This is a genomic window from Streptomyces virginiae, from assembly GCF_041432505.1.
GTDB classification, from domain to species: domain Bacteria; phylum Actinomycetota; class Actinomycetes; order Streptomycetales; family Streptomycetaceae; genus Streptomyces; species Streptomyces virginiae_A.
The window spans coordinates 8,573,994-8,597,007 of sequence record NZ_CP107871.1 but is presented as its reverse complement, the minus strand read 5'-3'; the positions used below and the strand labels follow the sequence as shown (position 1 = coordinate 8,597,007).

The window sequence follows — 23,014 nt, the reverse complement described above, 5'->3', positions numbered from 1 at the left end:
CCGGCCCTGTCGGACCGGATGTTGCTCCTGAGGTGACACGTGTCTATCGCGTGAATGCGACGCTCGTCAAGGTTTCGCGAGATAACTGCCGGAGAGTCGCCGAGTCCCTTGACCCACCCGTCCCGTATGCCGTAGCACTAGCCCTCGTCAATTTGACGCCATACCACTTCGGTGGGCGAAGCCACGATCCGTCAGGGAGTGAAGCACCATGACCGACGATCCATCACGGCGCGGAATCCTCAGGAACACCGGGGTGCTGACAGGCGCAGCGTTGCTCGCCGGCATCCCCGGTGGACCGGCCGGCACGGCGCACGCCGCGCCTTCCGCGGGCGGTTCCTCACCCGCCGTCGAGCTGCCCTCGGGCCGCTTGCGCGGGGCCGTCGAGGGCGGGCTCACCGTGTTCAAGGGCGTGCCCTACGCGGCGCCCCCGGTCGGCCCCCTGCGCTGGCGCCCCGCCCAGCCGCATCCCGGCTGGGCGGGAACGCGCGACGCGACCGCCTTCGGGCCGAGCGCCCCGCAGCTCTACCGGGAGGGCGGCGACCCGGTGCTGGGCACCCACGGCGCTCCCCCGTTCAGCGAGGACTGTCTCACGCTCAACGTATGGACGCCCGGGGCCGACGACGCCGGGCGGCCGGTGCTGGTCTGGATCCACGGCGGCGGTTTCGTCTCGGGCTCGGGCTCCTTGCCCCAGTACTCCGGCGAGACCTTCGCCCGGGACGGTGACATGGTCGTGGTGACCCTCAACTACCGCCTCGGGCCGTTGGGTTACCTCTACTTCGGCGAGGAGGGCGCCGACGGGAACTTCTGGTTCACCGACCAGCTCGCCGCGCTGCGCTGGGTACGGGACAACATCGCCGCGTTCGGCGGCGACCCGGACCGGATCACCCTCGCCGGACAGTCCGGCGGGGCGCTGTCGGTCGCGGCCCTCGCCGGGGCCCGCCCCACCGGCCGCCCGCTGTTCCGGCGCGCCATCCTGCAGAGCCCTCCGCTCGGCCTGCGGATCCCCGACCGCGCGGAGTCGCTGCGGCGCAGTGCCACCTACCTCGACATTCTGGGGGTGGGGAACGTGGCGGAACTACGGGCGCTCCCCTGGCCCCAGCTGGTCGCCGCCACCGTCGAGATGTTCCGGCGGACCGGACGCTGGGGGTACTGGTCCACCCCGTTCCTGCCGGTGCTCGACGGGGTGACGCTGACCCGCGACCCGGCCGATCTGTTGCTCAGCGGCCCCGGGGCGGACATCGACCTGCTGATCGGGTGGACCAGGGAGGAGGCCGCCTTCGCCTTCGCGCTGAGCGAGCCGTACGCCGCCGCCACCGAGGAGCAGGTGCTCGCCCGGGCGCGGGACACCTTCGGGGCCCGGGCGGCGGAGGCCTACGCGGCGTACGCGGAGGCCCGGCCGGGCGCCCGGCCCGTCGACGTACTCATGGACCTGATCGGCGACGATCTGTTCCGCATGCCCGGCATCGACCTGGCCGAGCAGCGGGCGGCCCGTGGTCGGCCGGTCCGGGCCTACCAGTTCGACCTCCCGACGCCCGCCTACAGCGGCCGGCTGGGGGCGGCGCACTGCCTGGAGCTGCCGTTCGTGTTCCACAACTTCGCCGCGTGGGGGCAGGCGCCCTTCCTGGCGGGGCTGAACCCCCGGATCCGTGACGGGCTCGCCGACGCCGTGCACGCGTCCTGGATCTCCTTCGTCCGCACCGGCGACCCCAACCACGGCGCGATGCCCGACTGGCCGCGCTACGAACGCGGTTCCCGGACCACGATGCGCCTGGACTCGGTCACCGCCGCCGTCGACGACCTCGCCGGGTACTGGCGGCGGCTGCGCCGTCCGACGGCGAACCGGGCCGGCTCCTAGGGAGCTTGCGCGACGTCAGGCCTCGGCCAGTCCCGTGACCTCCCGCACGTGGCGCAGGCCGGGCGGGGCGAGCACCTCGTTCAGCTGCTGGAAGATCTGCCGCGCGGCGACCGCGTTCCAGTCCGCGGGAAGCAGCTCGGCAGGCAGTCCGGGGTCGAGGTAGGGCAGGCGGCGCCACTGGGTGAGCATCGGGACGTAGTGGCGGAAGGCCTCGGCGCCGTCGATGGCGGGCTGTTCGGCCAGGCTCGCGGCGACGGGGCCGTAGGCCTCGGTGAAGCCCGCGTACTGCTCCTCGATCGCCGGGAAGTCCCACCAGGAGCTGACCGTTCCGGGCAGGTCGCTGAAGGCCGCGTACTCGGCGGCGAACAGGTGCACGTACGCGCTGAGTCCGAGCCGGACGAGCATGTCGCGGGCGTCCGGGAGGAGGCGGCCGGGCGCGAGCCACACGCCCGGGGCGATGTTCCCGAAGCCCAGCCAGGTCAGCCGGGTGCGCAGCTGGTAGCGGTAGGAGCGCTCGGACTCCGGTACGGAGAAGACGGCCATGGCCCAGCCGTCGCTCAGCTTCGCCGGTTCCAGGCTGCCGAAGATGCGCCGGTCGCCCTCGTCGAAGACGGGCTGCGCACCCGGGCTGAGCCGGTAGCCGGTGGCGCCGCGGCGTTCCGGTTCGAGGACGCCCTTCTTCTTGAGCCGGGAGATCGCCGAGCGCGCCGCCGGGCCGTCCACGTCCAGTTCGGACATCAGGGTGATCAGGTCGGCGACCGAGATCCAGCCGCCGAGGCGTCGCAGGAACGCCCCGTAGACCGTGTTGATCAACGAGCTGGGCCTGAGGGGACTGTCCGCCATGATCGCCTTCCGTCGGATGCGGTGGCGATCCTATCGACCTGGGCGAACGGGCCGCCGCCCAGGTCACGGTCCCCGGTGGCGGGCTCAGAGACCGGTGGCCCGCTTCAGGAGCCCGAGGTCGACGAACTTGAAGTCGGTGTCGGTACGAGCCTCGCCGTCGGCTCCGGTGGTCGCCGGGGTGTTGTGGCCGTCCTGGACGACCAGCAGGCCGTTCGGGAACCTCTTGCCGAGCGGGGCGGTCGTGACGGCGGCTCCGTCGCACTCCTGCGAACCGTCCGGCGAGCCGGGCTTCGCACCGTCGCCGATGCGGAAGCCGCTGACGTAGGCGTTGCCGTGCTCGCGGTCGAAGACGGCGAAGGTGTCGTCACCCTGGCTGGAGGCGAGCAGGTAGCCGCGGCGGCCGGGCTGCTTCGGGTCGCGCCAGATGGTCAGGCCCTCGACGTCGGCGGAGACGTGCCGGCCGCCGAAGCCGGGGTCGGCGCCCGCGTCGCACTCCTCCGTCCGGGGGTTCCAGGTGCCGGGCACGCCGAACGAGCGCACCTTCTCGATGAGGCGGGCGGGGGACCGCAGGTCGGCGTCGAGCTTCCAGATGCCGACGTCCTCCTGCCCGGCGTACAGGTCACCGGTGTCGGGGTCGACGACCATGCCCTCGACCTGGGGTCGCTCGCCCGGTTCGCTGCAGGGCGTCCAGGTCGTGCCGTTCGGCAGGGTGAAGGAGGCGGGCAGCGAGGTGGTGCGGACGGTGCGGTAGCCGACCTTGCCCCGGGCGTTCGGCAGCAGTTCGGCCAGCGCGAGGTCGGTGGCGTGGCGCCGGCTGGTGACCGCGTACGAGCGGCCGCTGCGGCGGTCGGTGTAGGCGGCCAGGCCGTAGGCGGTCCGCTGGTCGTCGACCTCGTCCTGAGAGGTGGAGAAGACCAGCGGGGCGGCCGTCTCGTCGGTGACGTCGACCAGTGGGGCGGTGGGCCGCTTCGGGTCGATGCGGTAGACGCGCAGCTGGTCGCGGCCACGGTCGGAGACGACGGCCACGTCGTGCCGGCCGTCCGGGAAGCGGAGTCCGGTGATCAGGTCGACGTTGTTGAAACGTCCGGGCTTGTCGCCCTCCCTCGGCGGCGCGGGCGCGGGCAGGGACTGCACCTGGCGTCCGTCCAGGTCGTAGACGCGCAGGCCGCCCTCCTTGGCGGTGGCGATGACCAGGCTGGCGTCGGGGTTCGCGGCATTGCGCCAGATCGCCGGGTCGTCGGCGTTCGCGTTGCCGCCGGCCTCGTCGTCGAAGAGGGAGGGCGTCTCGACGGAGGCGGTCACCCGCGGCAGCGGCGGTGTCGTGCCGCCGTGGTCCGCGTGGGCGTGCGCCGGTCCGGCGATCGCCCCCAGGGCCACCATGGCCGCCGCGGCCACGACCGGGGTACGCCTGCTCGGGATCACGCGCATCTTGCCTCCTGTGGGGTGTACGGGGTGCGGCCGGCCGGGTGGTGTGCCGGGGTCCTCCGGCGTCCCGCGACGGGCCGCCCCCACCGTGGGCCACGTTCGGGTGACACCCATGGAGCAGGCATGACGTGCGCATGACCGAATGGTGAAATCCGGCGGCCCCGGAGCCTTCCACGGAGCTTTCTTAGCGGAACGTTAGATCTGCGTGGCGGGCCTTGTCCGGGTCCGACGGTCGCCGCATGCTCTGGGCACTCCCCCATCGCCGGGGCAGTTCCACCGTCCCTCATCAGGGACTTCCCTCTGGAGCCGCCATGTCCTCGTCCGCCGTCATGCCCGCGTCGCCGCCCGGGGACGAGCGCAGGAAGCGCCGTCTGGCCCTGGTCGGCGGCTCCCTCGGCAATCTCGTCGAGTGGTACGACTGGTTCGTCTACGCCAGCTTCGCGATCTACTTCGCCGATTCCTTCTTCCCCGGTGAGAACCCGACCACCCAGCTGATGAACACGGCCGGGATCTTCGCCGTCGGCTTCCTGATGCGTCCCGTCGGCGGGTGGATCCTGGGCCGCGCCGCCGACCGGCACGGGCGCAAGAGCGCGCTCACCCTGACCGTCACCATGATGTCGGTGGCCGCCCTGCTGATCGCCGTCGCCCCGACCTACGGACAGGCCGGATACTTCGGCGCCCTGGTGCTCCTGCTCGCACGACTGCTCCAGGGGATGAGCATCGGCGGCGAGTACGCGGCCAGCGCCACCTACCTGACCGAGGCCTCGGCCCGCAACCGGCGCGGGCTGGGCTCGTCCTTCCAGTACGTGTCGATGACCTGCGGCCAGCTGCTCGGACTGGGCATCCTGATCACTCTTCAGCACACCCTGACGACCGCGCAGTTGGAGAGCTGGGGCTGGCGGATCCCGTTCCTCGTCGGGGCGTTGTTCGCGGTGGTCGTCTTCTGGCTGCGGCGCCGGCTGCAGGAGACCGACGCCTTCAAGGAGGAAACGGCGGCGGCGGAGGGCGAGGACGCCCACGACGACAGCACGCGCGGCACGCTGAAGGCCCTGTGGCACTACCGGCGGCAGGCGGGGCTGGTCATGGCGCTCACCCTCGGCGGCACCGTGGCCTACTACACCTACACCACCTACCTCACCAAATACCTGGTCGGCAGCGCGGGCATGGAGAAGACCACCGCCACACTCGTCAGCTTCACCGCATTGGCCCTCTTCGCCGTGCTGCAGCCCTTCGCCGGCATGCTGTCCGACCGGATCGGCCGCCGGCCGCTGCTGATCACCTTCGCGGTGGGCTGCACCGTCGGCACCTACCCGATCATGACCGCCCTCGGATCGGCGTCCTCGTACTGGTCCGCGCTCGGGCTGTCCCTGCTGGCCCTGGTCATCGTGACCGGCTACACGTCCATCAACGCGGCGGTGAAGGCCGAGCTCTTCCCGACCCGGGTGCGCGCCCTGGGCGTGGCGCTGCCGTACGCGATCGCCAACGCGCTCTTCGGCGGCACGGCGGAGTACGTGGCGCTGTGGTTCAAGAACAGTGGGCACGAGACCATGTTCTTCTGGTACGTCTCCGGATGCGCGCTGATCTCCCTCGTGACGTACGTGCTCATGCCGGACACCCACAACGCCGCCCTGAGCCGCGCCGAGGCCGAGGCCGACGGCGAGGCCGCGCGGGAACGGCCGGCCGCGGCTCCCGCCGAGGCGGCACGCTGATCGTCCGACCCCGGGGCCCGGTGGCCCGTGGCTCGGGGTGCCCGTGGCTCGGGGCCCGTGGCGCGGTGGCCCCTGGCGCGGTCCGGCGGCTCCCGTAAGCTGCTGCGCCGGGCCACGGGGATCCGGATCCGGTGGCTCCGTAGGAGCGGCTCCGGTAGGTCGGGGCTCCGGTCACAGGGCGTGAGGGACTGTCTATGCACGCGCTGCTCGTCGAGGACGACGACCGCATGGCCCAAGCCCTCGGCACGGCCCTCGCGCAGCGCGGGCACACCGTCCGCCGGGTCGGGCGCGCCCTGGACGCCTTGCGGCACGTCCGCGAGGCCGAGTTCGTGCTGCTCGACCTGGGCCTCCCCGACCTCGACGGGCTGGAGCTGCTGCGGCGGCTGCGGACCGTCTGCGACGCGCCGCTGATCGTGGTGACGGCGCGCTGCGAGGAGCGCGACATCGTGCAGGGGCTACGGGCCGGGGCCGACGACTACGTGGTCAAGCCGTTCCGGATGGCCGAGCTGATGGCCCGGATCGACTCCGTACGGCGCCGGACCGATCCGTATCCCGGCCGTACGGCCGACCCGGAACCCGCCGCGGCCGGGTCCCGGCCCGTACGCACCGGCGATGTCGAGGTGGACCTCGCCGGTCGCACCGTCACCGTCGCGGGGTCCGAAGTACGGCTCACCCGCCGCGAGTTCGACGTCCTCGCCTTCCTCGCCGCCCGACCGGACGAGGTCCATGCGCGGGCGGTGATCCTGGACCGGATCTGGGGCGACGTCTTCCTCGCGGCCTCCCGCTCCCTGGACGTCCATGTGGCGGGCATCCGCGCCAAGACCGGCCGCTCGGGCCTGGTCCGTACCGTCCGGGGCTTCGGCTACCAGCTCGGCTTCCCGGCTCCGGCCGACACCCCCGTCCCGGAGGCGGGGGGCGTCCCGGACGCGGGGGACGTCCTGGACGCGCGGGGCGACGAGCGGTGAGGCGCCGGCTGCTGGCGGTGCTGATGGTGCTCATGGGGGCGGCGGCACTGCTGCTCTGCATCCCCCTGGCCGATGCCTACGCGCGCGGACGCACCGAGCACCTTCTCCTGCAACGGCGCTCCGAGGCCGTACGGTTCGCCGACCTCGCCGACCGGATGCGTAGCGCCGCAGACCGGGCGGAACTGTCGGCCGAGATCGGCCGCTACGCCCAGCTCTACGGAGCCGGGGTGGTCGTGGTCGACTCCTCCGGGGCGACCGTGGCGCGGGCCGGGACCGGTCCGGCGGCGGAAGCCGCCACGGACGCGGCCACCGACGATTCCCCGCGCGTCGGAACCTCCGACGGGGCGGACGCCCGTCGCCGCGCCCTCACCGGCCGCTCCACCGACCGGCTGCCCACCCTGCGCCCCTGGGGGCCGCGCACCGTCGTGCTGGCCGAGCCGGTGGGCCGGGACGAGCGGGTGAGCGGGGCGGTCCTGATGGCCGTGCCCACCGAGGCCGCCCGCCGGGACGTGACGGTCCGCTGGTCGCTCATCGCCGCCGGGGCGTTCGCCGCCTTCGCGGCGGCCGCCCTGGTGGCGGCCGGGATCACGCGCTGGCTGATGCGGCCTGTACTGGACCTGGACCGGGCCGTCGAGCGACTGACCGCCGGCAGCTTGCACGCCCGGGCCGTGTCCGACACCGGTCCGCCGGAACTGCGCCATCTGCGGAAGCACTTCAACACCATGGCGGAGGCGATGGCCGACTCCATCGGCCGGCAGCGTGACTTCGTCGCCGATGCCTCCCACCAGCTGCGCAATCCACTGGCCACGCTGGTGCTGCAGCTGGAGAACGTCGAGCCGCACATCGCGCCCGGACCCGGCCTGGCCGAGCACGGCCGCGCCCTGGACGAGGCGGAGCGACTGGAGGAGCTGCTCGACGGCCTGCTGGCACTGGCCCGGGTCGAGTCGGGGACGGCGGAACTGACCGAGGAGGACGTGTCGCGGGCGGTACGCGAGCGGGTGGCGGCCTGGACGCCGGTCTTCCGCGCCGCGGGGGTGGACCTGGTGGCCGCCGACCTCGCCGAAGGCCTGCGGGCTCGCACCCTGCCCGACGCGGCGGGCCGGGTCCTCGACGCGCTGCTCGACAACGCCGTCAAGTTCGTCCCGCGCGGCAGCCGCGTCGAGGTGCGCGCCGGGCGGGAGGCCGACGGGAGCACCGCCGGCCCGGCCGGTTCCGTCGGTTCCGTCGTCGTACGGGTCACGGACGACGGTCCGGGCGTACCGGAGGAGCATCTGCCGCTGCTGCTACGCCGCTTCGCGCGCTCCCCGGAACACCAGAACGTCCCCGGCAGCGGCCTGGGACTGGCCATCGCCGACGAGATCGCCCGGATCAGCGGCGGCCGGCTCGACGTCGGCGGCCACGAGCCGCACGGCCTGATGGTGGAGCTCCGGCTCCCGGCCTCGGGCTAGGCCGTCCCTAGCCGTACACCGACCGGTAGTGGGCCACCGCGCCCGGATGCAGGGGCACCTCACCGGTGGAGATGGCGAACCGCGGCTCCAGCCGGGCCCCTGCCGTCACCTCACGCAGCAGGTCGCGCCACCGGTCGAACACCACCTGGAGCAGGTCACGTACGGCGCCCGGCGGTACGTCGGCCCGTGCCAGGAGGTAGTTGCCGACCCCGATGGTTCCCACCGGCTCCGTCAACCCGTACACCCCGGCCGGCAGGGTGACCGCCGAGTAGACGGGGCCGTAGCGCTCCCGGAGCGCGCCGACGTGGGCGTCGAGCGGCAGGAACCGCAGCGGCAGCTCGCGGGCCAGGTCCGCCAACGCCGGGGTGGGCACTCCTCCGGACCAGAACAGCGCGTCGACCGAGCCCTCGCGCAGGGCGCTCACCGAGGGTGCGAGACCCAGTTGCCGCTCGTCCGCCGCAGCGGCCTCCGACGCGGGGGCGCCGTCGAGCCCGGCCGCCCGCAGGACCCGTTCCGCCACCACCTGCACCCCCGAGCCCGCAGCGCCTGAGGCGACCGGGCGCCCGGCGAGATCCCCCACCGAGCGCACCGGCCCGGCCGCGGGGACGAGCAGGTGCGTGTAGTTCACGTACACCCTGGCCAGGGCCGTCGCGGCGGTCGGCCTCGGGAACGGCTCCCGCCCGAGCACCGCGTCCTCGGCGGCGTCCGCCATGGCCAGGGCCAGCTCGACGGAGCCGTCGTCCAGCTTGCGCAGGTTGTCCACGCTGGCCGCGGTGCTCACCGGGACGATCTCGATCCGGCGACCGCTCGCCGCGACGGCCTGTGCGAGGGCCTGCCCGAACGCGTTGTACGGCCCGCCCTCGGGTCCCGTGGCGAGCCGTAGCCGCCGTACCGGTCCGGAATCCCCCGAGCAGCCGGCCGACACCCCCGCCAGGGCACCGAGGCCCAGGCCCATCAGCCGCCGTCTGGTCACTTCTGCGCTGGTCACGGCGGAAGCCTAGGCCGGATTGTCAAGCCACGGGATTCCGGGTCGTGACGTGTTCCTTCCTCTCCTTTTCCCTGGAAGGGGGAATGGAGAGGAAAGACTGGAGAAACTCATGCATATCGCGACGATCATTACCGCCGCCGCCATCGCGGCATTCGCCGGCATCACCTACATCCGACATCTCTCGAAAATAGGCTGCCGAGATCGATACATCGTCCCGACATTCTTCAACCACGGAGTCGTTCCGTTCTGGATCGAAATAGCCTATGGCTTCGCCCTGGGGGTGAGCCTGGTCGCACTCAACAACGTGCTGCCGCCATGGGCGAGTCTCGCCGTCTTTCTGGCAGCGGTGGTGCCCCCCACGGAACTGACACGACGCCGCCACAACCACCGGGTCGAGAACCTCACCACCTCGGCCGGTCGGGAAGACAACCCTTAGTCCCGACCGGCGCGGTGTCGCCACGCCAGGAGAAGCGCCGAAGCCGGGACGCCATGATCGTTGCGTGAATCTCGCGATATCCCGCGAGAGCGGATTCTTCGGGTGGTTCTGGGGAGGGGCCGATGACAGTGACGGCATTCGACACGTCCGAGCGTCGCGCGTGGGCCGCGCAGGCCGATGCCTGTGCGGGCAGCTTCGGCACGCTCTGCGCGTACCCGGTGCCCCGGCTGCTCGACGGCGGCCGGGGTCGAGGCCGGTACGGGGACCGCCGCCGCGGCCGCGTGCGAGCGCGGGGCGAAGGTGGCGGCGGCCGCGCCGACCCGAGCACGGTCGCCGTCGCCACCCGGAATGCGGCGACGGCCGATGTGCGCCCTACCGTTCTGCCGGAACCGCCCTCGCCGACGACGCGTGCGACGCGGTGATCGGCAACTTCGTCGTGAACCCTGTCGGACAACCCCGCTCGGCCCTGGAGGAGTTGCGCCGGGTGACGCGGCCGGGCGGCCGGACAGCCGTCACCATCTGGGCAACCCCGGCAGCAGCCGGACAGACGCTGCTCGGGCGAGCCGTTCTCGCTCGCGACGAGCAGGGCTTGGCCGGCCAGGGGGCGGCCCTGCGGGACATCGCCTGCCGGACCCTGCTGTGGGACCGCCGGACGACTCCCGAGGCATGGTGGAGCGGCCCGGTCGCCGGTATCGCCACCATCGGGCAGATCGAGAGCATCAAGGGCCACTTCGACGCGCGGTGCGCTGAGTTCACCGACCCTGACGGCGTGCTCGTTGCTGCCCCATGCCACGCTGATGGCCACGGGGACCCCCGGGTTGTCGGGCCACCTGAGTACATCCGGTACACGAGCGCCCCTCCGCCTTGCGAGGGCCCGCACCGGACGACCCGGGCCCATCCGACGAGATCCGAAGGAGACGGCCCAGGTGCCGCCCCGTACGGGCGGTCCCGCTCCCCCGGTAGCGTCGCCGCCATGCGCTACCACCACGTCGACGTCTTCACCGACCGCCCCTACAGCGGCAACAGCCTCGCGGTGTTCCCCGAAGCCGATCCGCTGACCGGCGCCCAGATGCGGGCGATCACGCAGGAACTGCGGCACTTCGAGTCCGTCTTTCTCGTCCGCGACACCGCACGCGGGCGGTCACGCACGTGGCGTGCGCGCGTCTTCGACCTCGCGGGGGAGCTGGAGTTCGCCGGGCACCCCCTCATCGGCGCCGCCGCGGTGCTGCACGCCCTGCACGGCGCCGCGGACCACGAGGCCTGGACCCTGTGCCTGCCCGGCCGTCCGGTGGAGGTCACCACCGAACGCCGGGGCCCCGGTCGGTACGCGAGCCTCCTCGACCAGGGCGCGGCAGCGTTCCTCGGACGCCCCGACCCCGAGGGCCTGGCCGGCCTCTTCGCCCTCGAACCGGCCGATCTGGACCCCGATCTGCCCCCGGAGGTGGTCTCCACGGGCCTGCGCTACCTGGTGCTCCCCGTACGCGGCGACGCGCTCGCCCGCGCCCGTGTCACGCAGCCGCTCGACGCGCCCTTGGCCCGCGTCGGCGCCGAGTTCGCCTACCTGCTGGATGCCTCGGCCATGGAGGGCAGGCACTGGAACAACGACGGGCTCCTGGAGGACGTCGCCACCGGGAGCGGTGCGGGCTGTGCCGTCGCCTATCTGCGCGGCCACGGCCGGATCGGCTCCGGGGAGCGCACCCTGCTGCGCCAGGGCCGCTTCACCGGGCGACCCAGCACGATGACCGTCAGCGCCGACGGCCACGGCCGCGACATCCGGCCGGTACGCGTCGGAGGCGGCGTCGCACTCGTCGGGGAGGGACACCTGCGCGAGCTCCCGCCCTCCTGAGGGGCGGGAGGCTCACCGAGCGATCGGGGGCACGCGGACCTACGCTGATGGTGTTGCCCGGGTCCTCGGACGGCAGGAGACCATGCCGTGAAGCCAACCCACCTCCGGCTACGCCGGGCCTGCGCGGCCGCCGCCGCAACAGGAGTGCTCATCGCCCCGGCGGCCGCGGGCTCCGCGTCGGGGGCCTCCGCTCCCGAACGGTCCGCTCCCTTCTCCGCGGCCGCGGCCCCCACGCCCACCCCGACCCCCACCCCCACCCCCACCGCTTCGTCGGACGCCGATACGGGCTTCACGCCGCTCACACCGGCCGTCGCGGCGCAACTCGACGCGGCCGTGCGCCGGGTGATGCGCGAGGCGCAGGTGCCGGGTGTGACGGTCGGGCTGTGGGCCCCCGGCAAGGGGAGCTACCTACGGTCCTTCGGCGTGGCGGACAAGGCGACCGGCGCGCCGATGACTCCCGACCTCCACGTGCGCATCGGCAGTGAGACCAAGACGTTCACCGTCACCGCCCTCCTCCAGCTCGTCGACCAGGGCAAGGTGGGTCTGGACGACACCATCGGCAAGTACGTCACAGGGGTTCCGAACGGTGACCGCATCACCCTGCGGGAACTGGCCGGCATGCGCAGCGGGCTCTTCAACTACAGCCTGGACGACGCCTTCGTGAAGAAGTTCGAGGCCGATCCGCAGCAGTCCTTCACACCGCAGCAGTTGCTCGACGTCGCCTTCGCGCACCCCGTGCTGTTCGAGCCGGGCGCGGAGTTCGACTACAGCAACACCAACCTGATCCTGCTCGGTCTGGTCGTGGAGAAGATCACCGGCCGGCCGCTCCACGACGTGATCACCAAGGACGTCCTGGGACCGGCCGGGCTGCGCAGCACGGTCTTCCCGACGAGCCCGGCCCTGCCGGCGCCCTACGCGCACGGCTACACCGACCAGACGGCCTCGGGCCAGGTCGAGGACTCGACCCACTGGAATCCGTCCTGGGCCTGGGCCGCCGGAGAGATGGTCTCCGACGTCCAGAACCTGCGCAGTTGGGCCCGTACCCTCGCCACCGGCACGCTGCTGAAGCCGGCGACGCAGGCCGAACGCCTGAAGACCACCCCGATGGACATCCCGGGCGCGGGCTACGGCCTCGGTATTTTCGACGTCCAGGGCTGGATCGGCCACAACGGCTCGATCCCCGGGTACGAGGTGCTGCCCGTCTACCTGCCGTCCGCCCAGGCGACGATGGTCATCGTCCTGAACACCGACAGCCAGTACAAGGGTCAGGAGCCCAGCACGCTCTTCGGCGAGGCGGTCACCGGCATCGTCACTCCCGATCACGTGTATCCCGGCCACAAACCGGTCGCGCCCAAGGCAGGCTGACGGCGGGGGCGGCCGTGAGCGTGGTCATCGGTACGTGGAACCTGGAGAACCTGTGCCGCCCCCTGCCCCCGGGTGGGCCGCCATCGAACCGCTGCGCCGCGAAGGACGAGGCCACCTACCGGGCGAAGCTGGAGGGCCTCGCGGCCACCATCGACCACCTCGCGCCCGATCTCCTCGGCGTCCAGGAGGTCGGCAGCCACGAGGCGCTGACCGATCTGGTCGACAGGCTCGACGGCGACTGGCACATCGCCCTGTCCACCCACCCCGACCGGCGCGGCATCCGGGCCGGTTTCCTCAGCCGCCGGCCGCTGACCGTGGTCGAGGACCGCACCGCTTTCCCGGACCATCTCCCACCCGTCCAGGTCGAGGACGACGGAACCATGACCAGGAGGATGGGGCGCGGCGGCCTGGTCGTCCGGTGGAGTCCCGCGCCCGGCCACACCGTGTCGGTGGCCGTCTGTCACCTCAAGTCGAAGCTGCTGACCTTCCCGGGCAACCGTCACAGCACCGACGACGAGCGACTGCGGGCCCGCTACGCCGCGTACGCCCTGTACCGCCGCGCAGCCGAGGCCGTCACCATGCGCTTCGTCGCCGACCAGTTGCTGCGCGGCGACGGTCTTACGCACGAGGTGATCGTGATGGGCGACCTCAACGACGAGTTCAAGGCGGCCACCACGCAGATCCTGTACGGCCCGCCCGGCTCGCAGATCGGTACCGGTGGCTTCCAGGACACCGACCTCGGCGACCCGCGGCGCCTGTGGAACCTCGCGCCGAGCATCCTGGAACAGGGCGGTTTCTCCCGCGTCTTCGAGGGCCAGAAGGAACTCATCGATCACATCCTGGTGAGCCGGGCCCTGCTGCCGCGGCTGGAGCGGGTCTTCACCGGCCCTGAGCAGCTGCCCACGGTGGACGGCGCGCACCCGGCCGCACCGCACGACAGCCCCTCCGACCACGCGGCGGTCCTCGCCGTCCTCGACTACTGACGCCACGATCGACCCGTGCTCGACCCGTGCTCGACCACCGGCCGTCTCCCCCTTTTTCCCGCGGTTCCCGGCCGTCCCGCCCGTCGCACGCGCCGACCGGAAAAGGCCCTACAGCAAGCGGAGGCTGATGGTCCTTCAGTGTCGACCCACGGCCGGAATCGGCTGGGAGGAATTCCGGTCGGCCGACCGATTTCACGCCGATGGACAATCCGGAAACAGCCGGTAAAACACAGCTGCTCGGCCGCCGGTAGAGCCCTGATCGGCCGCGTTCAAAAGATGCCCGGGTCAACTGTGTTGTCCGCCAGATGAGTTACTACCCAGAAGACATGGAACGTCGCACAGAGTTCGGGTAGCTTTCTGTCACGTCGCCGCCACACCCGGGGCACAGGGCCCCATGGGACTAGCGGCACAAAGGACCCGACCCCTGTTGACGACAGCAACCGAAGTCTTCACAGTCCGGCCGTACACCCCGCATTGCCAGGTGATCAGCACCGAAGGCGATCATGCCGTCATAGGCATTTCCCCGGGGAACAGTTACTTCTCGGCCCAACGTGTCAATGACCTTGCCCACTGGGGCCTGCGCAACTTCGAGCAGGTCGATCTCATCTACACCGACATGCACGTGGCCGAGATGTACGAGGCTCTCGGCTACGGCGAGGACGAAGCACGACGGAAGGCGGTGAAGAACCTGCGCGGCGTCCGCGCCAAGGTCAACAACGCCGCCGCGGAGGCCGATCCCACCGGCGCCCGCCTCCGTGCCCGCCCGATGTCCTCCCTCACCGACATCCCCGCCTACCGTGCGCTCCACCGGCACCTGACCAACCTGCTGGACACCGACCCGGAGTTCCGCAAGACCAGCAACTCGCTGGTCGATGCCTTCCTCTCGTCCAAGGTGCTGAACGGGAAGGCCGCCACGACGCGACAGCGTGAGGTGTGCCTGGAGTACGTCTGCGCGGAAATGCCGCTCTTCCTCGACACGCCGGCCATTCTCGGTGTGCCGTCCTCCCTCAATTGCTACCACCAGCTCCTGCCCATGGCGGAACTGCTCTACTCACGCGGCTCGGGCCTGCGCGCCTCGCGCAACCAGGGTCACGCCATCATCACCCCCGCCGAAGGAGCCTCCGATGACCACTGACACCCTGCTCGACTTCCCCTTCTCGGCGCGCGGCGATCAGCTCCCGCCCGAGATCGAGGAACTGCGCGGCGAGCCGGTGAAGCGGGTGCGCACGATAGCCGGCGACGAAGCCTGGCTCGTCTCCTCCTATCCGCTGGCCAAGCAGGTCCTCGAAGACCCCCGGTTCAGCCTGAAGGACACCTCGGCCCCCGGTGTGCCCCGCCAGTACGCGCTGACGATCCCGCCCGAGGTCGTCAACAACATGGGCAACATCACCGGCGCGGGGCTGCGCAAGGCCGTGCTCAAGGCGATCAACCCCAAGACCGACGGGCTCACCGACTGGATGCGCGCCCAGGCCACCGGCCTGGTCGACGGCCTCCTGAGCCACGGGGCGCCGGTCGACCTGCGCGGTCAGTTCACCAACCCGTACGCCGAGAACCTGCACTGCCGCATCCTCGGCATTCCCGAGTCCGACGCGCCGCGCCTCGCGGCCAGCCTCGACATCGCGTTCATGAACTCGGCCTGCCCGGTGACCGGCGCCAAGCTCAACTGGGACCGCGACATCGCCTACATGGTGGAGCGGCTCGACGACCCCACCACCACCGGCCTGATCGCCGAGCTCGCCGCTCTGCGCAACGACCCGGACTACGACCACCTGACGGACGAGATGCTCGCCACCGTGGGCGTCACGCTGTTCGGCGCGGGGGTCATCTCCACCATGGGCTTCCTGACCATGGCGATCGTCTCCCTCCTCCAGAACCCGGAGATGTGGGAGCGGCTGCGCAAGGAGCCGGAGAAGATCCCGGCCGCGGTGGACGAACTCCTGCGCATCAACCTGTCGATCGCCGACGGCCTTCCCCGGCTCGCGCTGGAGGACGTCACCCTCGGCGACGTCGAGGTGAAGAAGGGCGAGCTCATGCTCGTCCTGGTCGAGGCCGCCAACACCGACCCCGACGTGTACCCCGACCCGCACGTCGCGGACATCGACCGGCCGAACGCCGGCACGCACCTCTCCTTCGGCGGCGGACAGCACTACTGCCCGGCCACCGCTCTCGGCAAGCGGCACACCGAGATCGCCATCGAGGTGCTCCTGGAGAAGATGCCCGACCTCGCTCTCGCCGTGCCGGTGGACCAGCTCGTGTGGCGTACCCGCTTCATGAAGCGCATCCCGGAGCGCCTGCCCGTGCTCTGGTAGATCGCGTCGGCGCGGGGGGACGACGCGCCTGCTCGATGATGGCCTCGGCCGGGGGGAATCCGGCCGGGGCCATCGCCCTGTCCTACGTCAGGAACGCCGCCCTACGTCAGGAACGCCGCCGTGGTCGCCACGAACCGGTCCGCGTCGTCGAGCCAGGGGTGGTGGCCCGCGCCGGGTTGCACGACGAGCGTGGCGCCCGGGAGCAGCTCGGCGAACGCGGCCACCGCCCGAGGAGGGCTGTTCACGTCGAACTCCCCCGCGAGCAGCAGGGCGGGGTTCCGCCAGGTGGCGAGCGCGGCCCGGGTGGCCTGCGGGTCGAAGGCGCCGTCGGCCGCGAAGAGGGTGACGGCTTCCGTGTTGTCCGGGCGGGCCGCCGCGTGGTGTCGCCGGGCCGCGTCGTCCCAACGTCCGTGGAAGAAGGGGCTGATGGCTTCCCGGTCGCTGTCGGTACCGGCGCCCTCGGTGATCGCCCGCAGCGCCGCGAACGCCTCGGGGAACCAGGGCTCGCCCTTCCGCAGCCGCGCGAGTTCCCGTCGGCTCTCCCCCGTGATCTCCACGCCGACGGCCCCGGGTGCCGGGGGTGATCAGGGCGAGCCTGCGGACCCGGTCCGGGTGCCGGGCCACGTACCGCGCGGCGAGGTTCGCGCCGCCGGAGTGGGCGAGCAGATCGATCCGGGCGAGACCGAGGTGCTCGCGCAGGGCCTCGACGTCCTCGACGAGGCGGTCGCAGCGGTAGGAGGAGGTGTCCTCGGGGACCGCGGACCGGCCGGTGCCGCGCAGGTCCAAGGCGATCAGCCGGCGGTGCGCGGACAGACCTCCGAGGTCACCGAGGTAGGCGGAGTCCGCCGGGCCGCCGGGGAGACAGACGAGCGGGTCGCCGCTGCCGTGGACGCGGTAGGCGAGCCGGGTTCCGTCCGGCGCGGTGAAAGTGGGCATGCCGCGGATCCTGCCGGCCATAACCTGGTTGTACAACCGGGTTATGAGGGAGGGGGCGCCCGGGTGTATAACCGGGTTGTGGCAGACCGAGAGAGCGACGAGGGCGCACCCGGCACGCTGACCGAGGAACAGGCCGTGCGGATGCTCGCCGGCATGAACGAGGTCATCCGCGCGGGTGAGGAGATGCGGAAGCTGCGCGCCGAGATGATCAAACTGTTCGTCGGCTTCGGCTGGACCCAGGACACGATCGCCCGGATCGCGGACATGAGTCAGCCCGCCGTCTCGAAGCAGGTGGCGAAGTACGGGATCGAGGACCTCGCCGCGCCGATGGGGCTCGCCCTCGACCAGTACGACACCCCGTGGCTCGAAGGGCGCCTGTGGGGGCTCGCGGAGGCGGTCGCCGAGACCGTCGACACCGCGCGCTGCACCCGCTGCGTCGAGGCCCTGGCCCGGGGCCGCAAGCGCTTCACGCCCCGCACCGTCGACGAGCTGCGGCGCCTCCTCGAAGACGACCTGACGCGCCATCGAGCGGAACTGCCCGCCGCCTTCCGGGCCGCGTACGACGAGATCAGCCGCGGCCTCGACGTCCCTCCCAAGGCGACGACCGGCACCCCCGCGACGGTCTCGGCCTCGCCCTCGGTCCGCCGTACCCTCGCCCACCAGGTGCAGCGCGACCGGCTCCGGGACGCGTGCTGATCCCGCGCCCCTGTGCTTCTTCGGCCTGATACGAGGCTGATTCCGGCCCTTCCGGAATGCGCCGCGCAACGGCCTCGCCGCGAGCTGCTGAAGTGGGTGTCGCCAGCACGTCGATCCTGACAAGGGGAAGATCCTCATGCGCAGTCGAGTCCGCGGCACCCTCGCCACCAGCTTCGTCGGCACCACGGCGGCCCTCGTCGCCCTGCTCGTTCCCGGCACCGCCCACGCCGCCCCGGCGAAGCTCAGCCATGCGGCGGCGGTGAGCAAGCTGAACGCGACGGGCGGCATCGGCCTGTCCTCCAGCGGCGGTTGCAGCAACCGGAACAATGCCACGTGCACCTCGCTGGAACAGGTCAACGCCGCCACCATCAGCGACGTGAGCACCCTGCGCAACGCGAGCCACTGCGCCCTCACCATCACGGGCGGCACGGAGGTGGGGCACGCCTCGGGCACCTACAGCCACTGGAACGGCTACAAGATCGACTTCAGTCCGACCAGCTGTGTCAGCGCCTACGTCACCAACAGCTTCACCCGGATCGCCGACCGCGGCGACGGAGCCGCCCGCTACCGCTCCGCCGCGGGCAACGTCTACGCCCGGGAGAGCAACCACTGGGACGTCACCTTCTGCGGCGGCAGCGCGGCCTGCACCTCCGCGGCCGGCTCCTGAGCGCCGCACGACCACCGAGCGGCCCGGCCGGACCCCGCGCACTCCCGCCGGGCCCGGCCGGGCCTCACCGTCCGTCCTCCCCCAGCACCTCCCCGATCACGTACCGGGCGTTGGCCGCCATCGCCGGGTTCGTCCTGCGGTAGTAGGGCAGCGCGTTCAGGGCCTGGGAGAGCGTCCTCCCCCGGCCGCGACGCCAGGTCACGTCGTCCACGCCGAGCTCCGCGCGGAAGACCGCCCTGGCATCGGCCGGCAACAGGTTCCACGCGGGGAACAGATCGCAGGCCGGATCCCCCACCCCCATGCACCCGAAGTCGATGACCGCGCTCAGCCTGCCCCCGGCCACCAGCAGGTTGCCCGGCGTCAGATCGGCGTGCAGCCACACCGGTGGCCCGTCCGGCTCCGGGGCCCGCACCGCGTCCTCCCATACCGCGGCCACGGCATCGCAGTCGACGCCCTCCTCCGGGATCCGGCGCAGCTGCTCGATCGCCGCCCGGGTCGGCGCGTCGAGCAGGGCGAGCGACCCACCGCGGTAGGCCTTCGGCGCCCCCGGCAGGGTGACGCTCCGCATCGCCGCCACGAACCCGGCCAGGTCGCGGGCCAACGCCACGGGCTCGCGCAGCGCCCCGGCCTCGGGGTTCGCCCCCGGCAGCCACCGCAGGACCGACCACGACCACGGGTACCCCTCGGCGGGCTTCCCGGCCCCGAGGACTTCCGGGACGGGCGTGGGCAGTCGGGGTGCCAGGCGGGGCAGCCACTCCCACTCCATCGCCACGTCCTCGGCCCCACCCGCCAGCATCGGCAGCCGTATGACCATGTCGTCACCCAGCCGGTACATCACGTTGACCGTGCCGGGCGACGGCAGCCGCTCCACGGGCAGGTCGGCCCACCGGGGGAACTGCCCGGCGATCAGCCGGCGTACGAGGTCCTCGTCGACGGGGTGCGCGCCAGGATGCATCTGTGCAGTGCTCATGGACCGCCATCCGATCGTCGACCGCGGATGAGGTCAAACCCTTTTGCCGGAGCGCCCGCGCGGCGCCGTTGCCCGATCGGGGTCGTGATCGTTTGCGTGACCGACAGGACGTACGGGGGCGGTCATCGACGGACGGGCGAGTGGTCGGGTTGAGAGTCACGAGAAGGACCCTGCTGCGGGCGGCTTCGACCGGCGCCCTGACGGCGCTGCTCGGCCACGCCTGCGAGGCGTCGGCCACGCCCGGTGGGATCACCCCGGGCGACGCCACGGAGAACCTGGTCCGGCTGCGTTTCACCCGGGCGACCAACGGCGCGGCCACCGCCACCGCCACCGGGGACCGGGTCGTCGCCGAGGTGCAGGGCGTTCTCTGGTCACTGCCCCCGAACGGCGCCCCGGCGACGCCCCTGACCCCGCCCGACCTCGAACCCGGCCGTCCGGTGCTCTCCCCCGACGGCCGCCAGGTGGCGATGAGCGCCTACCGCGGCGGAACCTTCCACATCTGGGTGATGAACGCGGACGGCTCCGGCCTGCGCCCGCTCACCGACGGCCCGTTCGACCACCGCGCGCCCGCCTGGTCGCCCGACGGCCGCAGCCTCGCCTTCTGTTCCGAGCGCGGCGGCGATCCGGTCGCCGGGAGCCCGTACCGGATCTGGACCGTCCCCGTCACGGGGGGCCGCCCGCGCCGGCTGACGGGACTCCCCGGACAGGACGGCCCCGGACAGGACGGCGCGTGGGAGGACTTCGACCCGGTCTGGTCACCGGACGGCGGGCGCGTGCTGTTCGTACGCGGCACACCCACCGGAGAAACCCTGACCGCCCGGACCATCGCCTCCGTCGCCGCCGAACCCACCGTCGAGGACCCGGTCCGCGTCGAGCACACCGTCACCGACGGCCGGCTGCTGGCTCCCGCGCTCTCCCCGTCCGGACGCACCGCCTGGCTGTCCGCGGCCCCCGGCCCGCGCAAGGCCGAGAACCTCTCCCTCGTCGTCGACGGCCGGCCGGTCCCCCTCGACGGCGACCTGGCGCCCGCTCCCCCGTGCTGGATCGGCGACGACCGGCTGCTGATCACCCTCGACGGCCGGTTCCGGGTGATCCGCCCGCACCGGGAGGACGGCGGCGCCGGCCGCGAGATCCCCCTCGACGCCACCCTCGAAGTGCCCCGACCCCGTTACCGGGTCAAGGAGTACGTCCTGGAGGCCGAGCGGAGCCTTCCGGTCCGGGGCATCCACCAGCCCGCGCTCTCCCCCGACGGCCGCAGGGTCGCCTTCGCCGCGCTGAACGCCCTGTGGGTCGCCCCCGTCGCCGGCGGCGCAGTCCGCAAGGTCGTCCAGGCCCCTGTCACGGCGTACGTCCAGGGTCCGGTGTGGAGCCCGGACGGCCGCGCGCTGGTCTACACCGACGACCGCGACGGCCTGAACGGCGTGCGTCGCCGGGAACTCGACACCGGCCGGGAGGCCGTCCTCGCTCCGGACGGCCGCGTCTACGGCGTGTTGTCGCCGGACGGCACGAAGCTCGCCACCCTCGACCTCGCCGGCCGACTCCTCGTCCGCGACCTCGCGACCGGGACCGAGACCCCTCTGGTCACGGCCCTCGGAGGCGGCGGTCTGCCCGGCCCGCCCAGCTGGTCTCCCGACGGCCGCCACCTCGCCCTGTGCGACCGCAACCGGCTCAGCCGGCGCTTCCGCGAGGGCTACAACCTCATCCGGATCGTCAACGCCGGCACCGGGGCGGCCCGCCTGCACGCGCTCGCCCCGCACGCCTCGCTCTCGGACCGCTACGCCTCCGGCCCGGTCTGGTCACCCGACGGCCGCTTCCTGGCCTGCGTCGCCGAATCGGCCCTCTGGCTGCTGCCCGTCGCCCCCGACGGCACCCCGACCGGACCGGCCCGCCGCCTGACCGACGAACCCGCCGACCATCCTTCGTGGACCGCCGATTCCCGCACCCTGCTCTACCAGTCCTGCGCCCGGCTTCGCCTGCTCGCCCTCGACGCCGCCGGCGTACCGGCCGGAGCACCCCGGACCGTGCCCGTCTCCCTGACCTACCGGCGCCCCGCACCCGTCGACACCGTCGTACGCGCGGGACTGCTGTGGGACGCCACCGGCTCCGCACCCCGGGCCGACGTCGACATCCTGATCGCCGGCGGCCGGATCACCGCCGTCGAACCGCACCGGCCGGGCCGCCGCGCGACCCGCACGGTGGACGCCTCCGACGCCACGGTCCTGCCGGGCCTGTGGGACTCCCACGTGCATCCGTACCCCTACACCTACGGGGCGCGGCAGGGCGCGCTGCACCTCGCCTACGGGGTCACCACCGTGGTCTCGCTCGGCGGTTCCGCCTACGAACAGGCCCGACTCCGCGAGGACATCCGGGCCGGACGGCTCGCCTCCCCCCGCCTGCTGGCCGGCGGGGAACTCCTCGACGGCTCGCGCGTCGCCTACAGCATGGGGCGCGCCCATCGCACGCGTGCGGGGTTCGCGCGCTCGCTGGCCCGGGCGGCGGCGCTGGACTGGGACTTCGTCAAGACGTACGTACGAGCGCCGTACCCGTACATGGCCGAGGCGGCGCGGTTCGCGCACGAGCGGCTCGGTGTCCTGGCCGGCTCCCATCTGTGCGCCCCCGGCATCCGGTCCGGCCAGGACCTGACCACGCATCTGGTGGCGACCGAGCGTGCCGAGCACGGGCACGGCGCGACCCCACGGGGGCACACCTACCAGGACACCCTGGAGGTCTACACGCACGGCGGTTTCGACCTGATCGCCACCCCCTTCACGGCGCTCCCGCTGATCGGCGCCGACCCGGCGCTCGCCCACGATGTCCGGGTGACGTCCCTGATGCCGCCGTGGGACGTGGCGGCCGTGCGGGCCGCGGCGGCCACGCCGCCGAGTACGGAGCAGAGCCTCGCCCTGGAGCGGGAGGTCGGCGTCTACCGGAGCGTCCTCGCGGGCGGCGGGCGTCTGGCGCTCGGCACCGACGCACCGCTCACCCCGGTCGGCCTCCATCTCCACCTGGCCCTGCGAGCCCTGCACCGGTACGGCCTGTCACCGGCGGAGGCCCTGACGACGGTGACCCTGACCCCGGCGCGGATGTTCGGCGTCGCGGACCGGCTCGGCACGGTCGAGCCCGGCCGGATCGCCGACCTCACCCTGATCGGGGGCGACCCCTTCACCGACTTCGACGACCTGGTGCGCGTACGGGCCACCGTCCGCGGCGGGACGCTCCGCGAACGCCCCGCCCTGGAAAGGGCCTTCACCCCGACGGCCCCGGAGTCAGGGGACTGGCGAACGGTCCTGGACCAGATGCTGCGCGACGGCTGCTGCACACCGCACGACCAGGACGTGCCCGTCGGATCATCGCGCTGACCGGATGAAGAGGGCGGCGTCGCCGGTGTCACTCTCAGGAGTCGTGTTCAGGGTGCTCGGAAGACGTCCGGAGCAGGTCGGCAGGGATTCGGTCGACGGCGACAGCGATCGCTTCGGCGGCTGTGGTGACATGGTGCAAGGCCGGGCCGTTCCACCGCCCCCCGCACACCGACCTGATCCGGTGAGTCGCCGCCTGGGCCCGGCCCGCCGGCCC

At 72.5% G+C, this 23,014-nt stretch carries 18 protein-coding genes and 1 pseudogene; 14 read left to right on the top strand and 5 right to left on the bottom strand.

What is annotated here, in order from left to right; all coding sequences use genetic code 11:
• Positions 1–208: 208 nt before the first annotated feature.
• Complete coding sequence (locus OG624_RS39655; RefSeq protein WP_371640615.1) at positions 209–1,855, top strand: carboxylesterase/lipase family protein; 1,647 nt, start codon at positions 209–211, stop codon at positions 1,853–1,855.
• A 15-nt stretch (positions 1,856–1,870) separates the two neighbouring features.
• On the opposite strand, the gene OG624_RS39650 is transcribed toward OG624_RS39655, so the two are convergent.
• Positions 1,871–2,698 carry a PaaX family transcriptional regulator gene (locus tag OG624_RS39650; protein ID WP_326750111.1) on the bottom strand — a complete coding sequence of 276 codons (828 nt, stop codon included), beginning with the start codon at positions 2,696–2,698 and terminating at the stop codon, positions 1,871–1,873.
• An 84-nt stretch (positions 2,699–2,782) separates the two neighbouring features.
• Positions 2,783–4,126 carry a phytase gene (locus OG624_RS39645; RefSeq protein WP_371640614.1) on the bottom strand — a complete coding sequence of 448 codons (1,344 nt, stop codon included), beginning with the start codon at positions 4,124–4,126 and terminating at the stop codon, positions 2,783–2,785.
• 326 nt (positions 4,127–4,452) lie between these two features.
• On the opposite strand from OG624_RS39645, the gene OG624_RS39640 reads away from it, so the two are divergent.
• From OG624_RS39640 to OG624_RS39630, 3 genes are all read left to right on the top strand, one after another.
• Entirely contained in the window at positions 4,453–5,832 is a 1,380-nt protein-coding gene (locus OG624_RS39640) for an MFS transporter (protein ID WP_371640918.1), read from the top strand.
• 194 nt (positions 5,833–6,026) lie between these two features.
• On the top strand, positions 6,027–6,797 hold the full coding sequence (locus OG624_RS39635) for a response regulator transcription factor (RefSeq protein ID WP_371640613.1): 771 nt from the start codon (positions 6,027–6,029) through the stop codon (positions 6,795–6,797).
• Positions 6,794–8,245, top strand: a complete 1,452-nt coding sequence (locus OG624_RS39630; protein ID WP_371640612.1) for a sensor histidine kinase — start codon at positions 6,794–6,796, stop codon at positions 8,243–8,245. The genes OG624_RS39635 and OG624_RS39630 overlap by 4 nt, the downstream gene beginning before the upstream one ends.
• 7 nt (positions 8,246–8,252) lie before the next feature.
• Here OG624_RS39630 and OG624_RS39625 read toward each other — a convergent pair whose 3' ends face one another.
• On the bottom strand, positions 8,253–9,233 hold the full coding sequence (locus OG624_RS39625) for a TAXI family TRAP transporter solute-binding subunit (protein WP_244290705.1): 981 nt from the start codon (positions 9,231–9,233) through the stop codon (positions 8,253–8,255).
• Positions 9,234–9,342: 109 nt separating this feature from the next.
• Here OG624_RS39625 and OG624_RS39620 point away from each other — a divergent pair, with 109 nt between their 5' ends.
• The 7 genes from OG624_RS39620 to OG624_RS39590 all read left to right on the top strand — a co-directional run bounded on the left by OG624_RS39620 (position 9,343) and on the right by OG624_RS39590 (position 16,172).
• On the top strand, positions 9,343–9,669 hold the full coding sequence (locus OG624_RS39620) for a hypothetical protein (protein WP_033216768.1): 327 nt from the start codon (positions 9,343–9,345) through the stop codon (positions 9,667–9,669).
• Positions 9,670–9,791: 122 nt separating this feature from the next.
• The gene (locus OG624_RS39615) at positions 9,792–10,091 is read left to right on the top strand and encodes a hypothetical protein (protein WP_244290704.1); all 300 of its coding nucleotides are present in this window, start codon (positions 9,792–9,794) and stop codon (positions 10,089–10,091) included.
• 551 nt (positions 10,092–10,642) lie between these two features.
• Positions 10,643–11,515, top strand: coding sequence for a PhzF family phenazine biosynthesis protein (locus OG624_RS39610; protein WP_371640917.1), 873 nt, complete (start codon positions 10,643–10,645; stop codon positions 11,513–11,515).
• 87 nt (positions 11,516–11,602) lie between these two features.
• Positions 11,603–12,880, top strand: coding sequence for a serine hydrolase domain-containing protein (locus tag OG624_RS39605; RefSeq protein ID WP_371640611.1), 1,278 nt, complete (start codon positions 11,603–11,605; stop codon positions 12,878–12,880).
• 20 nt (positions 12,881–12,900) lie between these two features.
• A complete protein-coding gene (locus OG624_RS39600; protein WP_371594696.1) occupies positions 12,901–13,863 on the top strand; it encodes an endonuclease/exonuclease/phosphatase family protein in 963 nt (320 codons plus the stop codon).
• 394 nt (positions 13,864–14,257) lie between these two features.
• On the top strand, positions 14,258–14,998 hold the full coding sequence (locus tag OG624_RS39595) for a tRNA-dependent cyclodipeptide synthase (RefSeq protein WP_078909088.1): 741 nt from the start codon (positions 14,258–14,260) through the stop codon (positions 14,996–14,998).
• Positions 14,988–16,172: a cytochrome P450 gene (locus OG624_RS39590; RefSeq protein WP_033216764.1), complete on the top strand. Its 1,185-nt coding sequence runs from the start codon at positions 14,988–14,990 to the stop codon at positions 16,170–16,172. The genes OG624_RS39595 and OG624_RS39590 overlap by 11 nt, the downstream gene beginning before the upstream one ends.
• Before the next feature lie 101 nt (positions 16,173–16,273).
• On the opposite strand, the pseudogene OG624_RS39585 reads toward OG624_RS39590, so the two are convergent.
• Positions 16,274–17,108: pseudogene (locus OG624_RS39585) on the bottom strand (alpha/beta fold hydrolase).
• A gap of 78 nt (positions 17,109–17,186) precedes the next feature.
• Between OG624_RS39585 and OG624_RS39580 the strand changes: the two are divergent.
• Positions 17,187–17,804: a sigma-70 family RNA polymerase sigma factor gene (locus OG624_RS39580; protein ID WP_266360088.1), complete on the top strand. Its 618-nt coding sequence runs from the start codon at positions 17,187–17,189 to the stop codon at positions 17,802–17,804.
• A gap of 136 nt (positions 17,805–17,940) precedes the next feature.
• Positions 17,941–18,471 carry a hypothetical protein gene (locus OG624_RS39575; RefSeq protein ID WP_266360090.1) on the top strand — a complete coding sequence of 177 codons (531 nt, stop codon included), beginning with the start codon at positions 17,941–17,943 and terminating at the stop codon, positions 18,469–18,471.
• 64 nt (positions 18,472–18,535) lie between these two features.
• Here OG624_RS39575 and OG624_RS39570 read toward each other — a convergent pair whose 3' ends face one another.
• A complete protein-coding gene (locus OG624_RS39570; protein WP_371640610.1) occupies positions 18,536–19,441 on the bottom strand; it encodes an aminoglycoside phosphotransferase family protein in 906 nt (301 codons plus the stop codon).
• A 140-nt stretch (positions 19,442–19,581) separates the two neighbouring features.
• Here OG624_RS39570 and OG624_RS39565 point away from each other — a divergent pair, with 140 nt between their 5' ends.
• Complete coding sequence (locus OG624_RS39565; RefSeq protein ID WP_371640609.1) at positions 19,582–22,800, top strand: amidohydrolase family protein; 3,219 nt, start codon at positions 19,582–19,584, stop codon at positions 22,798–22,800.
• Positions 22,801–23,014: the final 214 nt, after the last annotated feature.

Excerpts from the sequence above, each read along its gene's own strand:
- OG624_RS39635 (WP_371640613.1), top strand. The coding sequence starts at position 6,027 with ATGCACGCGCTGCTCGTCGAGGACGACGACCGCATGGCCCAAGCCCTC.
- OG624_RS39655 (WP_371640615.1), top strand. The coding sequence starts at position 209 with ATGACCGACGATCCATCACGGCGCGGAATCCTCAGGAACACCGGGGTG.
- OG624_RS39590 (WP_033216764.1), top strand. The coding sequence starts at position 14,988 with ATGACCACTGACACCCTGCTCGACTTCCCCTTCTCGGCGCGCGGCGAT.
- OG624_RS39645 (WP_371640614.1), bottom strand. The coding sequence starts at position 4,126 with ATGCGCGTGATCCCGAGCAGGCGTACCCCGGTCGTGGCCGCGGCGGCC.
- OG624_RS39570 (WP_371640610.1), bottom strand. The coding sequence starts at position 19,441 with ATGAGCACTGCACAGATGCATCCTGGCGCGCACCCCGTCGACGAGGAC.
- OG624_RS39575 (WP_266360090.1), top strand. The coding sequence starts at position 17,941 with ATGCGCAGTCGAGTCCGCGGCACCCTCGCCACCAGCTTCGTCGGCACC.
- OG624_RS39610 (WP_371640917.1), top strand. The coding sequence starts at position 10,643 with ATGCGCTACCACCACGTCGACGTCTTCACCGACCGCCCCTACAGCGGC.
- OG624_RS39615 (WP_244290704.1), top strand. The coding sequence starts at position 9,792 with ATGACAGTGACGGCATTCGACACGTCCGAGCGTCGCGCGTGGGCCGCG.
- OG624_RS39620 (WP_033216768.1), top strand. The coding sequence starts at position 9,343 with ATGCATATCGCGACGATCATTACCGCCGCCGCCATCGCGGCATTCGCC.
- OG624_RS39640 (WP_371640918.1), top strand. The coding sequence starts at position 4,453 with ATGCCCGCGTCGCCGCCCGGGGACGAGCGCAGGAAGCGCCGTCTGGCC.
- OG624_RS39595 (WP_078909088.1), top strand. The coding sequence starts at position 14,258 with ATGGGACTAGCGGCACAAAGGACCCGACCCCTGTTGACGACAGCAACC.
- OG624_RS39650 (WP_326750111.1), bottom strand. The coding sequence starts at position 2,698 with ATGGCGGACAGTCCCCTCAGGCCCAGCTCGTTGATCAACACGGTCTAC.